Origin of the sequence: Klebsiella sp. A-Nf5 (assembly GCF_002810545.1) — a bacterium.
Classification (GTDB): domain Bacteria; phylum Pseudomonadota; class Gammaproteobacteria; order Enterobacterales; family Enterobacteriaceae; genus Klebsiella; species Klebsiella variicola.
In genome coordinates, this window is record NZ_PIOG01000040.1 from 84,684 (window position 1) to 106,084 (window position 21,401).

The window sequence follows — 21,401 nt, forward strand, 5'->3', positions numbered from 1 at the left end:
AATCAATGTTTGTAATAAGCAGGCGAAAATTGTCAATTATTCTTTATGGTGGTGTAAATATGAAGAATTTCATATTGGCCGTGCTTCTCACTCTTTATTCATTAGTAACCCCTGCATTTTCTGACCCTTATGATGGCGAAGGTGATACACCAGATCACCCAGATATGTTTCACGAAGGCTTTGAAACTGAAGATGGTACAGCCGCCGAAGTCGTCACTCCTGGTGACGGTCAAGATTATGACTCACACGTTGAAGATGGAAAAGAGGTCATTGATTTTGATAAGGATGAAGCGCCAGATTCAGACCAAGTTGAATTAGACGAGCCAGAGGATCAGGGCATGCAAGAAATGGATCAACAAGATGACAGAGGCAACGACGATAGCGGTGGTGATGAATGAAAACAGTGTATGGATTTATTTTCTATATGATTCTGTGTAATTTTGCATTTTCTGAAGCTGGGATTTGGGTGAAAGGTGAACTATCTGCTCAAATTCATACACGCTGCCTTGCGAAATGGGAATGTAGACCAAAAGAATCAGTGTTACATGATGCAGATACAGTTGTGATGGTGACTAAACCAAGAACTACATTCGGTATTTGCCACGCTGTCGATGGGCCAACAGATAGTTGCAATATGTGTGCTGCCTCTCCACCTACAGCACCATGTGAATGGCGTCTCGAAAAGAAAACTCATTAGACCGCAATGCTTACACTAATGGAAATCCACCAGTTAATAGGAGCCTCGACAGTATTACCTTCCTAATGTAAGAAACGATCATTTCGGGTACAGTGCGAACGTTACTATTCCACCGATGAAGCGGGCTTCATGGACGCTTTCAGGGCGGCTGCCGAAGTCATAACAAATCAACCGGGCTTCATTTCCATGCAACTACATCGGGCGATCGGCGATAGTCCTAGTTACCTGAACTATGTGATGTGGGAATCAACTGAGGCGGTCCGAGCCGCCTTCACCGATCCCGCGTTCCTCGCGAAACTTCCGGCATACCCATCATCCGTCGTGGCCAGCCCACACCTGTTCCAGAAGTTCGCAGTTCCCGGCTTCTGCACGGCCTGACTCAGGAAAGATGGCAAAGCGGGACTGAGAATATCTCCGTCCAGATGTGGATGCGGAACTGTTTACCCCGTCAGCCGGGAATAGCGATAAGTCTTTTGAATGCCGCGAAAGCGGCATGGAGGCGCCAGCTGAAGTTGAATGGAGTACTGTGGGCAAATGGCGCCGTCGCCCGGCGCAGCCGGCTGTCGTTTTGACAGGTTCTGCCAATCCCCCTCCCCATCCTGCAAAGCTATACCCGCGAAAAACATCTCAGACGCCTCTGTACGCGGTCGGAGTGGACCCGGCAAGGCGACAGCCGCAGTCGGGGCGTATCTCCGCGTTAGCGGGCCGCAGGGCCGCTTACGAGAGTGTACCAGACAACTGACCGCAGCTCCACCCACAGCGATGAAGAAGAATAGTTACAACACCCATCATTAAAAGCGACACTACTCCCGGCCTTCGGCCGGGGGCGGGGGCGCTTTTCAGTGGTGGGGAGGGGCACCTGGCTGGCAAACCGGCGCTGGTTTTATGACAAACTTCCTTTTGAATGCTGTAACTAATTTAATTCTCCGGCCGGGGCCCGTCGCGAAGCGATGGGAGCTCTTTCTGATGTTGCCGAACCGGCGCGACCGTCAGGTCGCTGCAAGGCCGGGCATTCTCCGGAGCCTGTCCACAGGGCAGGCGATGAACAGGTTATGTGTTTACAGGATTTATTAAAGGATCTTTAAAAGAGGTACAGAACTGGTGTTTAAAAGGAACCACGCGCCCTGAAAGACCGACGGCATGTGCTTTGTGCGTATCACGGTTGTAGCCTAATGAAATACTCCCTTGCAGTTATATGTGGATAACAGAAATCGGCCGTCAGAAGTGACGCCGGCGATAACATTTAAGGCCACGTTGACGCCAGGAAGACCGGAATTATGGTGAGGAATGCAGGCCTGAAGATAAGATAATACGTAGTAGCCGGCCAACAGGCGTGCGAAAGCCTCCGGCGCCGGCCGGATTTTTTAAGGAAGGAATGTTATAGGGGGACAGTGGCCAGTCGCGTGTAGTTGTTCCCGCGCGACAGCAGCATGCGCTCCTGCACACGGCGCTCAACCTCACGCTTCAGCGCTTCTTTATCGCCCCTGAAGCGGCCGGTGGCGTATTCGCGGGTCAGTTGCTGACGCACGCGCGTCTCGATGTCATGACGCTGCCGTGATGCATCCCGCCGTGCAGTATCCCGCTTCCGGCCATGAGATTTACGCTCAGCCTGATAACTGCGAAAACGCTCACGCACAAACCGCCACGCTTTTGCGATCAGCTCGTCCATCTCCAGCGGTTTCAGTTTCTGCTTTTTGCGCTGCAGGTTTTCCCACTCCACACGGCTGCGCCGCGCGGCCACCACAGCCACCTCAGAAACGTCAAGCGCGGAAAACAGAGCCGGGGTGAAGGTGATATCGGTCGGGATGTTACAGCCGATCTGCGGGTCATATTCAGTCTGATAGGTGATGAGCCCCAGCTCGGCCAGAAACTTCAGCGCCCGGGTGGCACGGCTGACTGACAGGTTGCCGCTCCTGGACTCGGTGGCCAGTCCACACTCGATGGCCATATTGGTAATCGAGCGCTGCACGCGATTGGCCAGCGGATCATAGTGAAAACACATTGCCTGCAGTAGCGCGTCAATTGCACGCCGGCGCAACAGTGGCGGCATCCTGTGCCGCTTACCCAACGAACGCAAAAACGCCACATGAATGGAAAAATCAAAACGGGACGTGAAGCCTTCGGCTTTCGCCATCAGCTTACGGCAGAACGGCAGAGTCTTTTTCCCTTCACGCGGCGTGAATACCGGATTCGGGTTTTTAACCTGTGAATAGTGGTTTTCAAGGATATCAGTCACCGCTTCCTGCGCTTATGTTGCGCGGAAGGAGCGAATGACACAGAAACTGATCTTGAAGTTTTCTGAGCATGTACATATACTCCCTGCATAGAGCAACACGTTCTATGCAGTTTATGAAGGCCCCGTTAATCTTTTCCTTCCGCCAAGATTGAAGAAGATTATCGGGGTTTTTGCTTTTCTGGTCCCGGGTAGATACCTCATCAGAACCTGTTCCCTGCCACCTTACGGCGCGGCACACCCAAAATTATTCAGACCATCAACAATCTAGCACTCAATAAAAACATGATCAAGAATGTGAAGTCTTTACATCTATAAGACCACGTTCTGTAAGCTCTCGCTCGAGGAGTTTCTCGATAAACTGGGCTTGTGTCAGACCTTCTTCCTCACAAACCGCTATCATCACGTCCTTTAGTGGGTTTTTAACAAAAACCTTAACTTCTTTATGAGTTTCGCGTTTCCGCGCAATTGCGGCAAGCTGTCTCTCACTGGCAGACATTGGCTTACCTTTCCGGTATGCACGTTTTGCATTCGTAGATGAAGTGGTTTTATCTGCTGAACGTGACATTTATCGCTCTCCTGACACCTCAGAAATGTCTTCGGAACGGAGGATACTACAGAACTCTCAGATCCTGCAAATCAATAACTTACTTTCAATTTGCAAGAGATCCTTTCTAAAATTGTAATTTGTATTGGCGTACAAATTTCAACTGAATGAGATGCTATGCCCTCTTTTAAGAGTGAGGGAGAGTAGCCCCATCCTGAACTAAAAGTGAGTACCTTCAGGGGCAAGGCTTAAGAGATACGGTTGGACCAGGTGCTTTAGCATGGACGTAAGTAAACCGTATTGATGCTCGTTTTATGTCTGAGGAGCATTAATAAGCCCGTTTCCAGTCCGTCCCCTGCGACCAACGGGTCGACCAGTGCTGCAGATAGCGTTGAGCAACGACTGGATCATCCCATACGACAAGCACGTTCTCTGAATTGACCCGATCAGCGGCGCGGGTGTAGTTAAAAGACCCGACTTCAATATTGCGGCCGTCGGCAATGATGACTTTGTCGTGCATGATTTTGTACTGTGACACTGTGCGAACCGGGATGCCGGCATTGACCAGAAGATTCATGGCCGCCAGGCTCGCCTGGTTTTGCTTGCCGGTATTGGCTTTCCAGTCCAGAACCACTTTCACATCGACACCACGCCGCTTTGCCCTGACAAGCGCACCGGCGACTTCAGGCGAGGTAAAGGAATACCCCATCAGCCGGATTTCCTGCTGCGCAGAATCAATAGTCTTCAGGACCAGCTGCAGAGCCGTTCCTTCCGGAGAATATCCTGTCTCGATGCTGGCGGCATACACGGCCGGAACAGGTGCACACAAAGCCAGGCTGATAAGCCCCGACAGACAACATTTGTGGAGTGTACGGTTAATTTTTTTCACAGTATTTCCTTAACGGGTGTTTAAGAAACGCCGGGAGCGGGGGAAACAGGCTTTTCCCCGTTCCCGGGGTTGGACAACGACGCCATGCGGAGGCGTCAGGATTTTGTGGTATGCCGAAACCAGTAGCAGACAGGTCCGTCGCCGGTATCGTGGACAGAGCCCAGAAACCAGCCATCATCATCCGGAGGTTCCGGTATCCAGCCACGGGCATCCGGGGCTTCATCAGTAAATCCGGCAGCGAAAGCTTCAGGCGCTTCATCGCGCATTGTCATCACAAAGCACTGAAGTTTATGGGTTCTGAGCCAGTAGCTTAATTCTGTGGAAGTTTCACAACCACTTCGTGCCAGCGCAGGATGTGTCCAGTACCCCTGTTCATCACGTTTCACTTCGGCGGCGATAATCATTTTTCATTCTCCTTTCGTTCAGTATGCTCTGCCGTTGAATTCATACCGGTTATGGATTTTTCGGCTGCATCGGCTCCGCGGTATTTCAGAAACTCTCCGACCCTTCTTACCAGCCTCTCTGAATCCCGATCGCGTAGTAGTGGAATACCGGCCTGCCTCAGAACCTCTTCCAGGAGAATATCGCGCCGGATACGGTGTTTTTTCTGGTGTGAGGCATCATCCAGTTCAACTGCGCCGATGATGGCGAAGGTATGGATGTCAACGATGACCACATCGCAGTGCCACTGTGATGCCATCCTGAAGAGTTGCCACCAGGTCCGGGATCGTGGCCGGATATGGGGAGAGAGTGTGGCAATATCTGCCACCCGGACCTGAGGACACAACAGCCAGCGCTTTCGGCTGGTATGCCTCAGTAATGCCCGGAAAAAATGTTGTTCCCGTGGCGTCATCAGTGTGTCATTACCCACCCAGACCCGCTGGCGACACAACCGTTGCTCAGCCTCTGAGGGGCGAATACCCAGGGCTTTCAGTGACCTCAGTACCGGGGAAGTCTTCGTTACTGCGCGTCCTTTCAGAAGCAGCACCAGAAATCCCAGCAAACTCAGCACAACAACGGTACTGCCCGCCATCATTAATATCTTTGCCATGTATTTTATTCCCTGATGTTCCTTTCTTTCCCGATGCGTTTTTCTGTCGTCTTCCTCATCTTTCTGTCCCTCTTCTGATAAGGCAGAACTCTGCCGGCAGCCTGTTGAGCAACGCGCGGCGAAATACATTCGGCAGTCCTCTCCCGGCTACAACATCAGCAATCAGAACTGATATGACGCTAATCTGCAGGAAGAGGCACAGGGCAAAACCAATCTGATGCACCAGTTCCGCAGCAGGCATATTACGAAGAGCATTAATCAGCCGGATAGCATCCTGTGGGGAACACCAGGCGAGAATACCGATACCGACCAGCATCACCGCCGGCGTATACAACAGCCCCCGGCTGATAACCCGTCCGGTCAGGCCTGTAAGCTCCCACCTTTGCTGGCGAAACACCTCATCATCCCGGAGGATTTCCCATTCCAGCCGGGCCTTTTCATGGCGCGGCACCTCGGCCACCACCTGAATACTGTCGCGAATACTGACCAGCGGTGAGACCTCTGGCTTTCTCATCCGGTCGATGTGACGGGTATAAAGGGCAAGGCCTGCCCAGAACAGTGCAACAGACGATATAAGCAGATAAAACCCACTCACCGGGAAAACAGAAGGGAACAGGAGCATAAGAACCATCGCAAGCACGATACCGCAGAAATAACAGAACAGCTGCTGCTGTCTGCGCAGAATACAATATTTAAACATAGTAATATTCCTTTTTATTTGATGATAAACGCACGATATGAAAGCCTGTACATTTCATAAATCGCACGTCGTAATATAATGAAAATATTGAAATCAGTTAAATGCTGAAAGTGGATGACTTAAATTGAAAGTTGAGCACTTATAAGCGTCACATCCTCCCGGGACGAGGCAGTCCCGAATCGGCCATTCAGTGTACCGAACGGCTTGTCATTCTTCGCGACTTCCCATACCCGGGCAACACACACGCCTCAGTCACAACGCCTTTCACCCTTTGACCTCTCTTTCGTTTGAATATATTTTTCTGACTATGAGAAAATAATAAACGCAAAAGACCTTTCCGGACGGGAGTAATACCAGAACGGACGCAGTCAAGTATAATAACCGCACCATACAGGGTTAATGTTTTTTTAGAGGATGTGGGTTCTGTCAGATCGGGGATATTCACAACCTGACAGCCTGTATTATTCCGTTATAAATCTTTCCAGTCAGGTAATTTATTCACCTTTCGCCGCCACAGATGAAACAGTGCCATCGTCAGGCCAAATAACACGCCCGCAATAAGACTGATTTTGCAAGCGAACAGGGGTGGCATCCCCTGGGCCCGCCACACCATCCAGTACATCCACAGTCCGTATCCGACGGAGAAAGAGCCTGCCATCACGCCAAAAACCTGCCAGAACGGAGCAAACGGCAGCGGGGGAATGTTTATCCCCAGCCGCCACAACAGTCGTATCAGAAGCGGTGCATAATTGCTTTTCCACATCTTACGGCTGGCCATTATCGCCAGCGCCTTTTGTTTCCGCGCTTCAAAATCCATTTCCTCTCCTCGATTGTATTCAGCCAGCTGACTGGCTCCGCATACGCTCAGTTCGCAGGAGTTCTTTCATCATGCGCTCGCTGGCGTACTGCGCTTCCCCTGCAGTGACGGTCGCGACGGCGTTCCCCTGCAGATCATAGCGGGCGGCTCCCTCCTTCATCCGGGACAGATAGCCCGCAGACCGGGTCAGACTCTTCAGGCACTTAATCACCTGTTTATGCGACAGCGGCAGGTCACGGTTCACAATGTCGGCAAACAGCTGTTCGCGCATGCCCGTTGCCAGCAGACGGGGTGAGTTTCCGTCGAACAGCTGTGGCCAGAATGCCTTCAGCGTCATAATGGCCTGTTCCGGCGGCAGCAGGCGAAGATAACGCACCGGAGGTGGCGTCTTTACCGCTTTAACCGGAACCGGCGCAGCGTTGCGCGCGGCGGCTTCGGCCGCTTGTTTAACCTTCTCAAGTTTCTCTTTTTTTGCCTTCCAGGCCGGCGGGGACGAGACCACCACGACCTTCTTTCGGCGCACCACACCAGGAGCAGGGGTTGCCTCTGCGGGGGCCGTACTGTTCTCCGCCGGTTTTCGTTTCAGGCTCAGTACAGGGCGTTTTTCTTCACTCATAAGGGGCCATATCAATAAAAGCTACAGGTCTGTGCTATACGATACGCTAACGGTATCATCGTTTCACCTCGCAATGCAGTGGACACAACGATGATGTCCCCTTTGTCACGTTTACGGGCAATGTGCCCGCCCCCCGGACCTGTGTCCGGTTTTTTTTTACATCGAGACGACAATACCGAGTACCGCCAGGTGCACCGCATAGAACATCACGAAGAACTGCCGCGGCCAGAAGCGTTTCACACGTTCTCCGGCAGATGAGCACACCATCAGCGTCAGCAGCGCAATCGCCAGTCCGGCCACCGATTCACTCACGTCATGCATATTCATCAGCAACACCATGAGGGCCCACAGCACCCCGTATCCCAGCCGTTCCGGTGCATGCTGTGCGCGACAAAGCAGCCAGCTGGCGGTGAGCATGCCCACTCCGGCCATGCCGTAGCTGGCGGTTGACAGGGGGATCCAGGTGACCAGCAGTCCAGCCGCCGGAAGGGTGTAATACCAGGACGGCTGACTGACCCACCGCAGGACCTGACCCGTGACGGCAAAGGAAAACAGAATATTCCCGGTATACCACGGATATCCGATGAGCATAAACGACACCTGGGCGACCAGCGCCCAGCCCCACAGGCTGTTGAGCTGCGACTGGCGTATTTCCGCGTGCCGGGCCAGATTCATTCCCCACACCAGTCCGAACAGTGGAAAACAGCCCCGTCCCAGCAGGCGCATCACTTCATTGTTTCCGGCCAGCAGTAAGCCGGTGTGGTCAGTCACCATCAGTACCAGTGCGACCGTTTTAATCATATCCGTTTGTCCCGGTGTCCAGGTCAGCAGGCGCTGAAGCCAGCGGTCTGTCGCACCTGGAAATGTGTGTTGTGCTCTCATGTTTTTTCCTTTTAGCGCTCCGGCAGACTGCCCGATTTTAATCGGGGAGGCTGCCGGAGCAGACAAGCCGCAGGCGCGTCAGTCGCCCCCGAGGGTTTTCTCGCGGTTCAGGTCGCGCACCATGTCCCGCTCCACAGCCTGCAGACGCTCACGCTGCAGACTTTCTGAGGCCACCTGCTGAATCGCCGCCTCCTGGCGCCGGAACTGAGGATCATCCGGTAGCGTCGTTTTCTCCGTGCCCGGCCGGTCACGCTCCAGTCCGCGGATGACGTCCCCGATAACCTCTTTCACCCGGTCCGCCGGCTCGCCGGCTTTACGCGCCTCCCCGGCCACTTCCCGGGCAGTCTGTTCCGCCTGTTTTTCCATTTCGCGGCGCTGCTGTTCTTCTGCCGCCCGCTGCGCCAGAACCTCTGGCGGGAGGATAATGTCAGCCCCGGCCTGCGGTACCGGAGCCACCGGCGCCGGATCAGCCCATACCCGCCCGCCGGTCATGGCCCCGGGGTTCCAGGGGCGGTCATCACCGGCCAGCCGCACCACCACCCCGGTATCGGGATTGTCGCGGGCCATTCTGACCCCCTCCCCCATATTCCCGGCCAGCAGGCTTTCACCGTTGCGGCTGTTCTGCAGCGCCACGAACCGGGCGTCTTCATTGCCCATAATCCGTCCCTCTCCGCCGATAGCCTCCAGCCGTCCGTCCCGATCGGTCAGCGGGCTGAGCCAGATACCGGCGGCTTTCCCGTTTTTATCAAATGCCGGCAGCGCCACATGTGGTTGAGGGTACTTTTTCCCCGGAGAAATGAATTTTCCCGGTGAATTTCCCTGTGCCAGACCGGACTGCTGCAGGGCTGCCCGGCCAGCGGCGGTTTCATCCAGTGGCCTTGCCCGCCCGAACAGCAGATCGGCGGTTTTCACCGCCCGGTCGTTACGGGGTTCCAGAATATCGTGCGCCGTCGCTTTCTCAGGTGAATGCTGGATGGCCTTTATCCAGCCCTCACGGCTGTCGGTGTAGACCTGAACATGCTGTTTCATGCGGGATAACGCCACATAGGCAGACTCAAAGCTGGCCATCTGTTCCCGGCCACCGGCCACCCCTTCCAGCGCGATGGCATACCGTTCGCTGGCCCCCTGGGCGCAGTGAGCCGTGATGGCGTAGGCGAGGTCGATATGCTGCTGCGCCTGATCCGCCTTCGGGGTCAGCGTGCGGGTGAGTTTGCCATCAGACAGCGTGACACTGTCACCCGAAACAGACTGCACCTCCCAGATACTGTTGGCCACATAGCCGCGCTCCGGGTCACTTTTGCTGAAGCGCATTCGGTCCCCCTGAGACACGGTGATCTTTTCCTGACGATAGAGCGTGACGCCTTCTGCCGATGCCTCCCGGGGTGAAATATATCGCTCCTTTCCGTCACTGTCTGTCAGGGTGATCAGCTGATTAGCCTTATCCACTTTGCTGATACGGTGGTATACGTTATCAACCAGCGCCACCGCCTCCTTATGAGCCGTCCAGGCCGACAGTTTGCGCAGTTCACCGTCACGGATGTTGCTCGTGACCAGCACCGGCAGGGTGATTTCCTCTTTGCCGGTTTCCCCGTTCTCCCGCCGTGCGTCATGGATCATACCGTTCAGCGTCCGCCGGTCCTTATTCAGATGGGTGATCACCAGCGTCTGTGACTGTGCCTCAGGGGTCCGTCCGGTATAGTCCTTCACCAGCGCCTCGTAGAGCGTCGCGGGCTGACCTGCCGGCAGGGTTTCCCCCTCGCTCAGCGCCTTTTCTATCGCCTTTTCCTGCTTTGGCGTGAATTCCACCACAGAACTGCCCGGCGCCCAGGCGCCTTCTTTTCTCGACACCTGCTCCGGCGTGACCTGCTCAATGGTGGTCAGGGCGCGGTGCACATCCCGCTCAATCAGGCTGTAGACCGCCGGTCGCAGCTCAGGTATCTGGCGCACAATCTCTTTCATAATGGCAACGTCGGCGGCGCTGCGCTGCTGCGTCAGCCTGAACGGCTGGCCCGACGCGATGGGCGGCAGCTGGTCGGTATCCCCGCTGGGCACCGCCCGTCCACCGCCGGCGGCGATGAGGGAGTGGGCTTTTGCCATATCGGCCAGCCCCACCATCGAGCTCTCGTCGAGCAGGAACAGAGTGTTGCTGAAATCGGGTGTCTGGCCATTGCGCTGCAGCAGCTGCGTGTCGTGGAGGAACGACGCCGTCGTGCGCGCATCCACGCCGGCACTCTGCATTTCCCCGACCGCGCGATGCGTCGGCGCCAGGCCGATGACGCGCGGACGGGTCTCTTCCGGCAGCAGACTGATGGCACTCATGACTGCCCGGAACTGGGTGGTTTTCCCCACCCCGGCATACCCCTGAACCACCGTGAACCGGTCCGTGCTTTCCAGAATCATCCGGGTCGCCGTCCGCTGTCCGGCGGTCAGGTCCGTCATCAGACTGGCCGGCACGCGGTCCATCAGGGGGGCCACCGCGTCTTTACCTTCCAGCACCCGGGTCAGGATGCTTTTTTCGGCGTCCCAGGTCTGACGGGAAATCAGCAGGTCATTGCCGTAGCCGTGCGCCACCGGTACATTCAGCAACTGCCCCGACCTGATTTGTGCCTGAATGGTCGTGTCGATGTCCGCCATCGGAACCTTCCCGCCCCCGGTTTCCAGCGCCGTCGCCAGCAGCTGGGGCCGGGAGAAGGTCAGTTTCTCACTTTCAAGCAGCGGGATGGCCAGGTGAATGGCCTGTTCTGCCGGGGTACGCAGTCCGGCCTTCTGCTGCGCAATGGCCGCATCCAGGTCCGTCTCGCCGGATCGGGTCTTCAGCTGCTCTGAGACCACGCTGAAGGCGGTATGCCGCGACAGCTTCTCCGTCGTGCGCGCCGCATCCTGCGCCGAGTACAGCCGGAGATGACTTCCGCTCTGCGCCAGCTGGTTGAGGGTGGCGTTATCCAGCTCACGCTGCGTCACAGACGCAAAGACCGTTGCCGTCTCGCTAACCGACCTGCCGGGACTTTCCACCCAGCCGTGGCCGATTTTAATACCGTCAAACACGCCCGCGCCCACGGCCAGGGTCTGCGTGGTTTTCTGCCCCGGCCGCTGTACCGTCAGCTGCCCGTCCTCCACTTTCATCACCGTGATGCTTTCCCCGCCCTTCAGGCGTGTGTCCGGTATCTTCCCGAGCACCGCCAGACGTTCCCCCTCTGCCACCGGCAGTGTCTCTGCCCGGAACAGCGTCCACTGGCTGTCGACCGCGGAAACCTTCAGATCCAGACGGACCCCTTCCCGGTCTTTCAGGGTCAGCATATTGCTGCTCGCGGTCACCCGGTCAATGACAAAGCGATCGTGCGTCCGGTTCTCCGGATCCCAGCGTTCCATCACCATCCCCTCCCGGTAATAATCCCGCACGCCCCGGCTTTTGCTGTCCAGCCACACCGGCATCAGGGCTGTAATGGTCGTGTCTTTCTCACCCAGCACCCCCTCATGTCTGAGGGAGTCACGGATAAGGCCGTTGAGTACGCTCTGTTCACGCGTCCCGCTGATTTGGGCCACGCTTTCCTGCCCTTCACGCACGCTGACGGCAAACTCCTGTGCCAGCCGGCTGTAGCGTGCTCCTTTATCCGGTTCACTGATGATGTCGGCTGTGGTCTGATGGCCACCCTGCCAGCGATACGTATTCACGCCGCTGTCCTTCAGCACCGTCAGCGCGCTGCCGGTCCCGCTGCGCTTCCCGCTGTCGGAGAGCAGGACCTGCACGTTATGGCGCATCGCGCCATCGAGCAGGGAAATCGTTTCCTTCAGGCTCAGCTTCTCCGCCTGATCCACGATGAGTGTTCCGCCTGGAATAAACGCCGTCCCGTCCTGCAGGGCGGATTTACTGGTCACCGTTTCCCCGGCCAGACGCACATCACCGGCGAGAAAATCACGTGAGCGGTTATCGGCCGCCAGGATATGGACGTCACGCCCCTGCTCCCGGGCCATCAGGGTTAACTCGGCCACCCGCTCCCGCTGGCCGGTTGCACCGCCCTGACCGGAAACGATACCCATGACCGGGCGATCCTGCGCCAGCACGCTGACGGCATCGCTGAAAGGGACCTGGCGCACCACAGACGCATCAGGCGTGACGGAGACATGATTCTGGCGCTGCACCTCCTGACTCAGGGCTTTGACGGCGAGTTCATCGAGAACGTGGATGTTTGAGGTGAACAGGCCTTTCTCGCGATCGAGAGGGATAAGCTGCTCCCGTTCAATGGCGGCATCGATGCCCTTTCTCGCCAGCTCAAAGACACCGTCCTTCGCCTCCAGCTGGCCGACCGTGCGTGCCAGCAGGTCGGCATACGTGAACTGCACCTTGCGGTCGCTGAGACCGGCAATCGCTTTCGTCACCACATCCGTGATATCCGGACCGTCAGTGTTCACCGGCGCGGCAGGTGCACGGGCCAGCTCTGCGGCTCGCGCATTGGCGGCCTCACGGTACCCCCGGATGTCAAACCCGGTCTCCTTCAGCGTGTTCATCCACTCCACCATCTTCTCTGCCGGATCGATGGCTTCTTTCGACTTGCGGGTATCGAGCGCGGCCACATCCCGGGACTTCAGGGAGGCATCGGGTCCTGCGGCCTCCCTGACCTCCTGAGACCGGGTGGAGAAGGGTTCCACAGGGACCCCTTTCATCTCCCACATCCCGTGTTTGCCCACGACTTCCGTCTCATAGCCAAGCTTCTCAACCAGGGGTTTGAACGCCTCCCGGTAAAGCTTCCCGAACGCTATCTGGTTCGCGTACACGTTCTCGATAAAACCTGTTTTACCGATCTTATCTGTGCCGAGAGACTGCCATTTGTCCCCGTTCTGCGTGGCGTTAATGACGACGGCATGGGTGTGTATCTGAGGTTCCTGGTTACGGTTCGTGTCATGGTTGAATTTCGCCACAATCAGATTTCCGGTCAGCACCGTTTCGCTTTTACCGTCCGTCATGACCCGGGTCGCGGCCAGCGTCTCCAGTTGCCGCACCGCTTCGGTTACCGCCTGGTTGTGGGCATCGATAAGGCGTTTATCGCCGCCCAGCATCGCCATGACCGACACGCTTTTGGGGGCCGAGAAGGTCAGGTCATAACCGGGCCGGTGCCTGTTGGCGCCGTCCTGTATCCGGGTCAGGCCGCTGCCATCCGGCAGCTTCCCTTTCAGCAGTTCCGTAAACAGCGCCTTATCCACGGCTTTCCCGTCGATCCCCAGCGCCTCAGCCCCCTTACCCTGCCAGCGTTCGTCCATGCTCCCGATGACGTAGTAATTATCCTTATCCGTATAGTAATTACCGGCACTGCCCGCCGATTTAACGGAGCCAATCGACATCATCAGAAGTTCCCCCCAATCTCGACATCATCCTGCTCATCGTGGCGGTGGCTGTGGTTGATATTGACCTCTTCACGCCGCTGCATATCCCGCTGCGTCTGCTCATCAGCCCAGGCGTCATACGCCTGCATGTCTTCAATCACACCGTCCTCGTTCATGCCGGCCGGCAGCATGTCCTGCCCCTGCTCTGCGGACTGCTGCGCCAGCTCCTGTTCTGTCCCGCCTGCAGCTGCAGCAGGGGTAACGGCAGAGGATGCTGTTGAGGCAGCAGCGGCCGCTGCGGCTGCTTTTGGTTTGATCAACGGTACGGTCGTGACCCGCAGGACGGGCGCCTCAGGTGGCGGTGATGCAGGAGCCCTGGCGGAGGGTTCCGCTGCCGGCATCTTCGTTGGCGGCGGCGCTTTTACCGGTGCCGGAGATACTGTCACTTCTGCTGGCGCAGGCTGACTGACCGGCTCAGGTTGCTCACCGGCGTGACTGTCTGTAGCAGCGGGCCCGGGTTCCGGCGCATCCGGCGTGAAAAGCGCCCTGGCAAGACTGCCTTCAGCTTCCCGCGCTTCAAGCAGCGCTCTGAGCCGCGCATCCACCCGCGCATCGAGAGAGCGAGGAATAAATCCCTCGGCAATTTTCGGACGCGGTTTGTATTTGAGGGCCAGTTTCACGGCCGGATACGGCCCGGGCAGCGTGACATAGCAGGACAGATCAGGCAGCGTCTGAATATCGGAGTAACTGACCAGCGTTTCCCGCTCTTTTTCTTTCCCGGTCGACACACCATCACGCACCGGGTCCGCACCGTAAGAGTACTGCTCGCTGGCTTTGAGGATTTCCTTCTCGCCAATTTCACCGGCAGCAAACTCCGCGATCTCCCTGCTGGGTGAACGGAAGAAGGCCCGGGTGTTCATTACGTCAAAGAGCGTGGCGGCAGGCTTGACGCCATAGATGTCTTCCAGCTGGGCATAGGACTGAATACCGAACACATAACAACCACCAAATTTACGCGCCTCCGGGAGGATTTCGACCAGGTCCGGCAGCTTGTGCAGCGTGGGGAGCTCGTCGGCGAAAATCCACACGCGCCGGTTACGGTTCTCCCCCATCGCCAGCAGGCCGCGGATAGCAATTGACAGCCACATCGAGATAACCGGCTTCAGGGAAGCATGGGTGTCAGCGTTGGAGGAGATAAACAGCCAGCCATTGGGTCGGTCCTCACGGACACCGCGCATCCAGTCCCGGATAGTGAATGGCTCGCCGTTCTTCTCAATGCCCTGCAGGTAGCGAATAGCCTTGACGTAGTTGGTCAGCACGGCACGAATGGAGATGGCCGTTTTCTCAATTTTCTCTTCAACCAGATTCGCTGCCGGCGTGTTCTGCAGATAGGCGCGCAGCTTGTCGATTTTAATGGACAGCATGGTATCAACCAGTTTCTCGTAGCTGCGATCCTTGTCTTCACGCATCAGGTACGCGCCTTCGGCAAAGATAGTGCGACCGGAGCCCTGCCAGAACGGGTCTTCTTTGGTACCCATCGGGATAAGGGTGTTGGAGATGTTGTCGAAGTCCGGCAGCGTCAGGCACTCTTTCCACAAATCCCAGGCCGCACAGCGCGAATCCAGCGGATTGAGGATTTTATCCAGTGACGGGTCGTAATAGCTTTTGACGAACTCACAGGAGCGATCGTAAATGATGGCCATATCGCCCCGGGCGCGCACGTAGTTCAGTAGCCGGCGGATCACTTCTGATTTACCGGAGCCTACGGTACCGTGAAGGCAGAAGTTCTGGATTTCGGAGTTTTTAAGAATAGGCAGGTCGCCAATTTTAATATCAGAGGCCATACCATCACGTTTCATCTGACGGGCCACTTCTTTGGGCTTATCGGAAAGCTGGCGCCCGCCGGTATTCTCATCCTCACTCTGCTGTTTCCCCTGGCGGCCCAGCACCCAGCTGGCGATGAAGAACGTCACGATACAGATAACAAGAGAAACCACGGCAGCAAAGACGAAACTGGTCCACAGCTGCTCTCCGCACCAGACAGTATATTTATCGGCCAGGATTTGTTCTGAGGTATATTCCAGCGACTGGCCGTAATACTGAATGGTGTATACCGGCTGGGAACGAATAATATCGCGCATCGGACCCAGCGTCGTACACCACCAGTATACGCAGCCGTTCACAAAGGTTTGCCAGCTGAGCCGGTACATCAGCATCAGCCCGCACAGCACCCAGAATAAAATAAACAGCACGTAGAAAATAATATTGGCAATCTGACCAAACATGCGAAAGCGCATATTGGCGATCTGACCGCCCTGCGTCATATCTTTGGCATTGAAACTCATGGCACTAATCCGTCAGTAAAGTATTAGGGTCGGAAGGACAAATCAATCAGCGAAAACAGACCTAACGGGGTTGCAGGGAATAAGCCTCCCCCACAGCAGGATGTGAATAAATATCGCCAGGCATCAGTTTATATGTTTCAAGAGACCTGACAGGTTCAGATATTGCCATAAATAACCTCTGATCAAATAAAGACGAAAAGACTCCGCCGAAGGCGGCAACGCCTCACAGATGCACAAATAAATTGCGCAACTGTTCACCGTTTAGATGTGGAATTAACTGATTATTGGACGAATTAATTCTGACACACCAGAAAGGTGATGCCAGTCTGGCCCGGAGTGCCCGGGCCGTGGAGTAGAAAACTTACAGAATATTTGCGATCGATTTTGCCAGCTGGTCTTCAAGAACAGGCTGGGCTTCAGGGAACTTGAGGTTAACTTTATTAGCGTTAGAGACGACGCGAGTCTGGTATTTGTGCTGATTACCCGTTTCCGTACTTGTCTGCACTTTTGCGCCAGATGTTCCCTGACGTAATACGGCCACGTTATCAGTCTGAACCTGTGTTTTGGTTCTTTCCGCGATCTGAACATCGGTGATCATGGTGTAGTTCACATCTTCCACCATCGCGTCAGCCGCCATTCCGACCAGACCGGCTGCAAGCCCTACTCCCAGGGCTGCTCCCGCGGAACTGGAATTGTAAGCGGTAATCCCCGCCCCAAGAGCGGCGCCAGTCACAGCGCCCTCATAACCCCGGCTTAACCAGCCCTGAGACTCACGAAGGTCCATTTTATCGGCCTTGAGCACGTTCGCCTGGATCCAGTAGCCCGCCGTATCCGGGTTACTGACGACCTGATATCCCTTTGAAGTGACGGCGCTGGCAATTTTTGCCTGCAGGCCACTCATATCCTTATCGGAGGTATTTTTGATTTGCAGATAAACCGTCTTATTATTTGAAGGTTCCAGCCAGATTGTTTCGCTCATCTGGGTTTTTACTTCCAGATTTCTCTTTTTAATAGCGGTTCCCATTGCACTACATCCAGATAACACCAGCGCAGAGCTGACGACCATCACAGCCATGACTTTATTAAGCTTCATCCTGAATCCTTGTGACATAATCAATACGAGTGAATACACATTCTCTTATAATTTCGGAATGCGCATTCACTATATACGAATTTTAAGCGAGATGTAAAAACCAATTAAAACCTAGACAGCCAATAATAACAAAAAGAAACTTTTAGCCTGTTAATAAACCACCATAATTGATAGGTTGCATCTGGGTGATTACCCCCCCAACTTTTCTGCGCGGAAAGAGTTTATCGCAGATGAGAGTACCGAAAGTTGATATCTTCCAAAATCAATATTCATAACAAACCACACAAAAATCGTCGCAATAAGAACCATGAACGCAAAAGGAAATGGAGAGGCATAATACACCCTATTAAATAGTGCAAGTGCTAGAATTAAAGCCATATACACAAATGCATAGACAATTACTTTTCTAGATATAAACCGATATACCTGCGAGCGCATTCTATAGGTTCTGGGAACAGATAAAAAAAGTGAACGCGCACTTGCCACTCCAAGCAGAATCATAAGACTTATAACGCCGGGGAACACCAACACCCAAAATATGAATTTAACAGACAAATACCCGCCCCCCACACTAATTATGGCGCAAACCATATTCCAGGCAGCAATAATTACCCCTGGCCATAGACATGACCAAAAAGATGGTATCTCCATTTCACCTCGTGAAAAAATATTTTTCAGCTGATCTACTTCTTCAATGAGGATTTTATTTGTCATCATCATTTTCATCTTTTCCCATCAAGAAAATCCTTTTGCGTTTTCGCTGCTTTTTCCTCTAACTCAGCCGGAGAGTCAGCCCCTGGTAAAGAATTTACCTTACTCTTTCTTTCATTATAATCACCTTTAAACTCATTTGCTTTTGTTTTATGGCTCTTTTCCATTTCAGCATTCTCATTTTTCACCTCTACGCCTTGCCGTTGTATGTTTTCGCGGGTTTCCTGATACTGTTGTTTATTCTCTGTAATCATCCCATCCACTTTCTGACCCACATTATCCTTAATACCCGCATCTTGTGTCATAGCATCGATACGACCAGAATTTTGTCCGTAGTCGGCCATTACCGAACCATTGTCACCACCACCTGACACCCCAGCCATATTCTGTCCAATGCTTTCACGACCCTGTTGATACGCAGCATCAACCCTGGGTTCTACCTGCTCTTTGACGAATTCACGCGCCAGGGCTTCACGCTGCGCCGCAATTTCAGGAGAACTGGTATTGGTCAGAATGGCCTCGGCATCCTGTGGAGCACGATGCTGAACAAAGTTCGCAAACTGTTGAGTCAGGTTTTCGTTCATCTGGCCAGTCATGCTCTCTGTGCGTGACGCCATTTCACTGTATTCATGGCTGCGTGTCCGGCTGGTTGTATACTGGTCATAGCTGTTTTTGGCACTGGAGAGTGACGCGGCAAACTGGTCAACACGCGAGCTGGCATTATTATCGGTAATATTGCCCGAAGTGGAGGTTTTGCGGCTGGTAAAGTAATCCGAAGCTTCTTTAAAGTCTTTCGCCGCCTGACTGCTGGTATCATGCCGGCTGTCATTCGATTCCCGACCGGAAGTTCCAACGTTATCTGTATTACCTGAGCTGTGCCCCCAGCCTGCACTTCCTTTACCACCAACTTCAGCAGAAAAACCACTGCCCCACTTTCCTAACTTGCCAAACAGTTGATCCCCTGAACTCCATTTACCAGATACATGTGCATCAAATGATTGAGTTCTTTTCGATGAATCATCCATCAACTGCTGGAAAGACTCCTCATTACTGATGTTGTTGGCTTTCGCATTAGCAACAACCGCATTCCACATCTTGCTTCTGGCCATCGAATCCTGCGAAGACTCGGTAGTATCGGCCCCGGTCGTTGTTGAGGCGCTGTTCCCTTTATTGGTGCCAAATTGCTGCAGACTATTCCAGGCACTTGTCACGCTGCTGTTATAGCCATGCAGCGCGCTTTCGGCCTGGACATCAGCCTCACGGGCCATCTGTTGCTGCGCACTGGCTATCTGACGACCGACGTTGATATCCACCGGCAGTTTTGACATTGCACCACCACTGTCCCAGACCATCGAGCCATCCCGCGTCTGCGTGCTCATGCCTCCATTCGCCAGCTGCCGCGACATCTGTCCGAAACTGGTTGTGCTGTTGGTACCCCAGCTGTAGCCGCTGACGTTCTCCATCTGCATGTTGGCAAACGAGTAATTCCCGTCCACCACGCCGGATGCCGCCTGCGATGTTGCACCAAGCCCGGAAGAAGAAAAATGGCTGTAGGCACTGGAGAAGGCGGCTCCCATGCTCTTCACGATCCCCCACGACAAGGGCGGTATCATCACGGCAATATAGCCCGCGGTGGTCGCAATATCCGAGTTTTTGAGCTGAACCTGCGACAACTCAGAGAGAACGACCGGGACGCCATTTTGCTTCGCATAGTAGGCCATTGCGCTGTTCAGGATGGCGAACAGTAATGGCCACGTCTGCAGCCAGATAAGCGCAAACACATACCCCTTTAGCACCTGCAGCGTCATCATATTAAACATGGCGGCCATCACCATGATCGGGAACATCCCAATCATTATCCCCATGATAACGGTCTGCGTCAGCGGAAGTGCGCGAAGCGCCTGGTGCCCCATTGTGGCCTGTGCCAGCCGCTGCTTTTCAAGGGATGAGGTGTTAGCGATATTGACCAGACTGGCGGTATCGCCGCTGCGGGCCGCATAACTCTGGATCCCGCTGCGCAGGGCGTTCATCGTGACGTTCTGGCGGATAATCTGCCCGGCGCTCTGTCCCGAGCTGTAGAAGTAACTGTAACTGTCGCCAATCATCTGGCTGAACAGCAGATCGGGATTAGGTTTGCCGCCAAACAGCTGACGAACATAGTAGTTCCAGGTTTTACCGCCTGTCTGGGTATCCAGCGCAAGAGCTGATTTCAGATCCCGTGAGGCCTCCTCGCATGTCTGGAACTGGTTGTTTTTATCAAACACGCCACGCAGTGGACTCGGGTTTGCAAAAATCAGGGTATACGGATCAGGTGAATTCAGTAATTCCTCAAAAGTGTACTTATGATTGAGAAAAATATCGCCCATCACACAGTTTTGTACGTAATCGGAAAACAGCGTCGTAATCTGAGGATTTTGTGACAAAAAATCCGTACTTTTCGCGACCAGATTACTGCCAAATAACATCCCCGTTTTACTGTACGTGACACTGTCCGGCAGCGCGAAGACCATCTCATAACTCTGGATAAGCGCGTTTCCTACCCGCGTTGTCAGCGACGCCGGAATGGCCAGACCAATAGGTACATTATCGACTTCATAGACCTGCGCGACGTTACTGTAATCGATGATCTGCACAGGGGTGCGAATGACAACCAGCATAGAGACCAGGGTGAGGGAAAAGACCCAGCCCAAAAGGTCCATCACGTTGTGTTTTTTTACCCAGTTCCCCGCCACAATGAGTACCGAGATGGCGATACACATCTTTTCTATGGTCGACCATGTGCCGGTCCCCATAAACGCCGCAATCGCGTTCAGGTTGCCCCGTAACCAGTCACCGCCAGCAATGGCATATACCTCAAGCATTACTGATTCCCCCCAAAATGATAGTTATTCTGGTAGCGGGTCATCATGCGGGCAGAGACCTGCTGGCGCATGTAACTCATTTGTCTGTCCACCACGAGCAAGGCGTCCTGCTGAACCTGAACGCGGGACTGGAAAGCGGCAATCTGCACACTCGCCTGGTTGAGGTTTTCCATGATCATATCCATTGTCGACTGGGGATAATTACCGGTTGAAATCATCGCCCGGGCCTGCTGGATAAGTTCCTGAATGTACTGCAGCAGGATGTCGTAGCCGATATAGTCCGTCAGCTGGTAAATAAGTGAGTTAGATACCCCGAGCATCTGCGGATCGACCAGGTATTTGAACACCGGAATGGTGGTGCTGGAGATAAACCCTTTCTCCTGATCCGTCAGCTTTTCATCAGCCACCGCTTTATTCTGGATACTGCTTAACAAAGCGGAAATCTGGCTTTTCAGCGCCTTACTGGAGGTGATGGTCACGGTGGCATCAGCAACGACCTTAAGACACTTATCCGAATCATTGCAGTGATAGATTTTAGCCGTGCCGCCCTCCATCATGGCTTTAATCAGATCCTGGTCAGTGGTGCGTGCCGGCAGCGGGGTGATCTCACTGTTCTCACCAAAAATCAGCGTCCCGGTCA

Annotated in this window: 18 protein-coding genes; 2 read left to right on the forward strand and 16 right to left on the reverse strand. The window is 54.4% G+C overall.

The window, feature by feature from the left end; all coding sequences use genetic code 11:
- Nucleotides 1-5: 5 nt before the first annotated feature.
- Both CWM53_RS05255 and CWM53_RS05260 read left to right on the forward strand, forming a co-directional pair.
- Nucleotides 6-398: a hypothetical protein gene (locus tag CWM53_RS05255; protein ID WP_100730206.1), complete on the forward strand. Its 393-nt coding sequence runs from the start codon at nt 6-8 to the stop codon at nt 396-398.
- Between the two features lie 428 nt (nt 399-826).
- Complete coding sequence (locus tag CWM53_RS05260) at nt 827-1,075, forward strand: antibiotic biosynthesis monooxygenase family protein (protein WP_100730205.1); 249 nt, start codon at nt 827-829, stop codon at nt 1,073-1,075.
- A gap of 1,000 nt (nt 1,076-2,075) precedes the next feature.
- Here CWM53_RS05260 and repA read toward each other — a convergent pair.
- The 16 genes from repA to CWM53_RS05350 all read right to left on the reverse strand — a co-directional run.
- Nucleotides 2,076-2,933: an incFII family plasmid replication initiator RepA gene (repA, locus tag CWM53_RS05275; RefSeq protein ID WP_100730202.1), complete on the reverse strand. Its 858-nt coding sequence runs from the start codon at nt 2,931-2,933 to the stop codon at nt 2,076-2,078.
- The gene (gene tap / locus CWM53_RS32300) at nt 2,926-3,003 is read right to left on the reverse strand and encodes a RepA leader peptide Tap (RefSeq protein ID WP_100730254.1); all 78 of its coding nucleotides are present in this window, start codon (nt 3,001-3,003) and stop codon (nt 2,926-2,928) included. Before tap ends, repA begins: the two co-directional genes overlap by 8 nt.
- Nucleotides 3,004-3,219: 216 nt before the next feature.
- Nucleotides 3,220-3,498 (reverse strand): replication regulatory protein RepA, encoded by a 279-nt coding sequence (locus CWM53_RS05285; RefSeq protein WP_004199332.1) that lies wholly within the window; start codon nt 3,496-3,498, stop codon nt 3,220-3,222.
- 307 nt (nt 3,499-3,805) lie between these two features.
- Nucleotides 3,806-4,357: a phospholipase D family protein gene (locus tag CWM53_RS05290; protein WP_100730253.1), complete on the reverse strand. Its 552-nt coding sequence runs from the start codon at nt 4,355-4,357 to the stop codon at nt 3,806-3,808.
- Nucleotides 4,358-4,461: 104 nt separating this feature from the next.
- A complete protein-coding gene (locus tag CWM53_RS05295; RefSeq protein WP_004200823.1) occupies nt 4,462-4,770 on the reverse strand; it encodes a hypothetical protein in 309 nt (102 codons plus the stop codon).
- Nucleotides 4,767-5,417 carry a DUF2726 domain-containing protein gene (locus CWM53_RS05300; protein ID WP_100730201.1) on the reverse strand — a complete coding sequence of 217 codons (651 nt, stop codon included), beginning with the start codon at nt 5,415-5,417 and terminating at the stop codon, nt 4,767-4,769. The genes CWM53_RS05295 and CWM53_RS05300 overlap by 4 nt, the downstream gene beginning before the upstream one ends.
- Nucleotides 5,418-5,472: 55 nt before the next feature.
- On the reverse strand, nt 5,473-6,117 hold the full coding sequence (locus CWM53_RS05305; RefSeq protein WP_100730200.1) for a hypothetical protein: 645 nt from the start codon (nt 6,115-6,117) through the stop codon (nt 5,473-5,475).
- Between the two features lie 469 nt (nt 6,118-6,586).
- Complete coding sequence (locus tag CWM53_RS05310; protein WP_065808188.1) at nt 6,587-6,934, reverse strand: DUF6404 family protein; 348 nt, start codon at nt 6,932-6,934, stop codon at nt 6,587-6,589.
- 19 nt (nt 6,935-6,953) lie between these two features.
- Nucleotides 6,954-7,550 (reverse strand): fertility inhibition protein FinO, encoded by a 597-nt coding sequence (locus CWM53_RS05315; protein WP_004178053.1) that lies wholly within the window; start codon nt 7,548-7,550, stop codon nt 6,954-6,956.
- Nucleotides 7,551-7,706: 156 nt separating this feature from the next.
- Nucleotides 7,707-8,432 carry a type-F conjugative transfer system pilin acetylase TraX gene (traX, locus tag CWM53_RS05320; RefSeq protein WP_100730199.1) on the reverse strand — a complete coding sequence of 242 codons (726 nt, stop codon included), beginning with the start codon at nt 8,430-8,432 and terminating at the stop codon, nt 7,707-7,709.
- 78 nt (nt 8,433-8,510) lie between these two features.
- Entirely contained in the window at nt 8,511-13,772 is a 5,262-nt protein-coding gene (traI, locus tag CWM53_RS05325) for a conjugative transfer relaxase/helicase TraI (RefSeq protein WP_100730198.1), read from the reverse strand.
- The gene (traD, locus tag CWM53_RS05330) at nt 13,772-16,096 is read right to left on the reverse strand and encodes a type IV conjugative transfer system coupling protein TraD (protein ID WP_100730197.1); all 2,325 of its coding nucleotides are present in this window, start codon (nt 16,094-16,096) and stop codon (nt 13,772-13,774) included. The genes traI and traD overlap by 1 nt, the downstream gene beginning before the upstream one ends.
- Nucleotides 16,097-16,457: 361 nt before the next feature.
- Complete coding sequence (gene traT / locus CWM53_RS05335) at nt 16,458-17,189, reverse strand: conjugal transfer complement resistance protein TraT (RefSeq protein ID WP_100730196.1); 732 nt, start codon at nt 17,187-17,189, stop codon at nt 16,458-16,460.
- Nucleotides 17,190-17,378: 189 nt separating this feature from the next.
- Nucleotides 17,379-17,909 carry a conjugal transfer protein TraS gene (locus CWM53_RS05340; RefSeq protein ID WP_100730252.1) on the reverse strand — a complete coding sequence of 177 codons (531 nt, stop codon included), beginning with the start codon at nt 17,907-17,909 and terminating at the stop codon, nt 17,379-17,381.
- Nucleotides 17,910-17,911: 2 nt separating this feature from the next.
- The gene (gene traG / locus CWM53_RS05345; protein WP_100730195.1) at nt 17,912-20,761 is read right to left on the reverse strand and encodes a conjugal transfer mating-pair stabilization protein TraG; all 2,850 of its coding nucleotides are present in this window, start codon (nt 20,759-20,761) and stop codon (nt 17,912-17,914) included.
- A partial coding sequence (locus CWM53_RS05350; protein ID WP_206062606.1) for a conjugal transfer protein TraH occupies nt 20,761-21,401 on the reverse strand: 641 nt, incomplete at its 5' end. The genes CWM53_RS05350 and traG, both read right to left, overlap by 1 nt.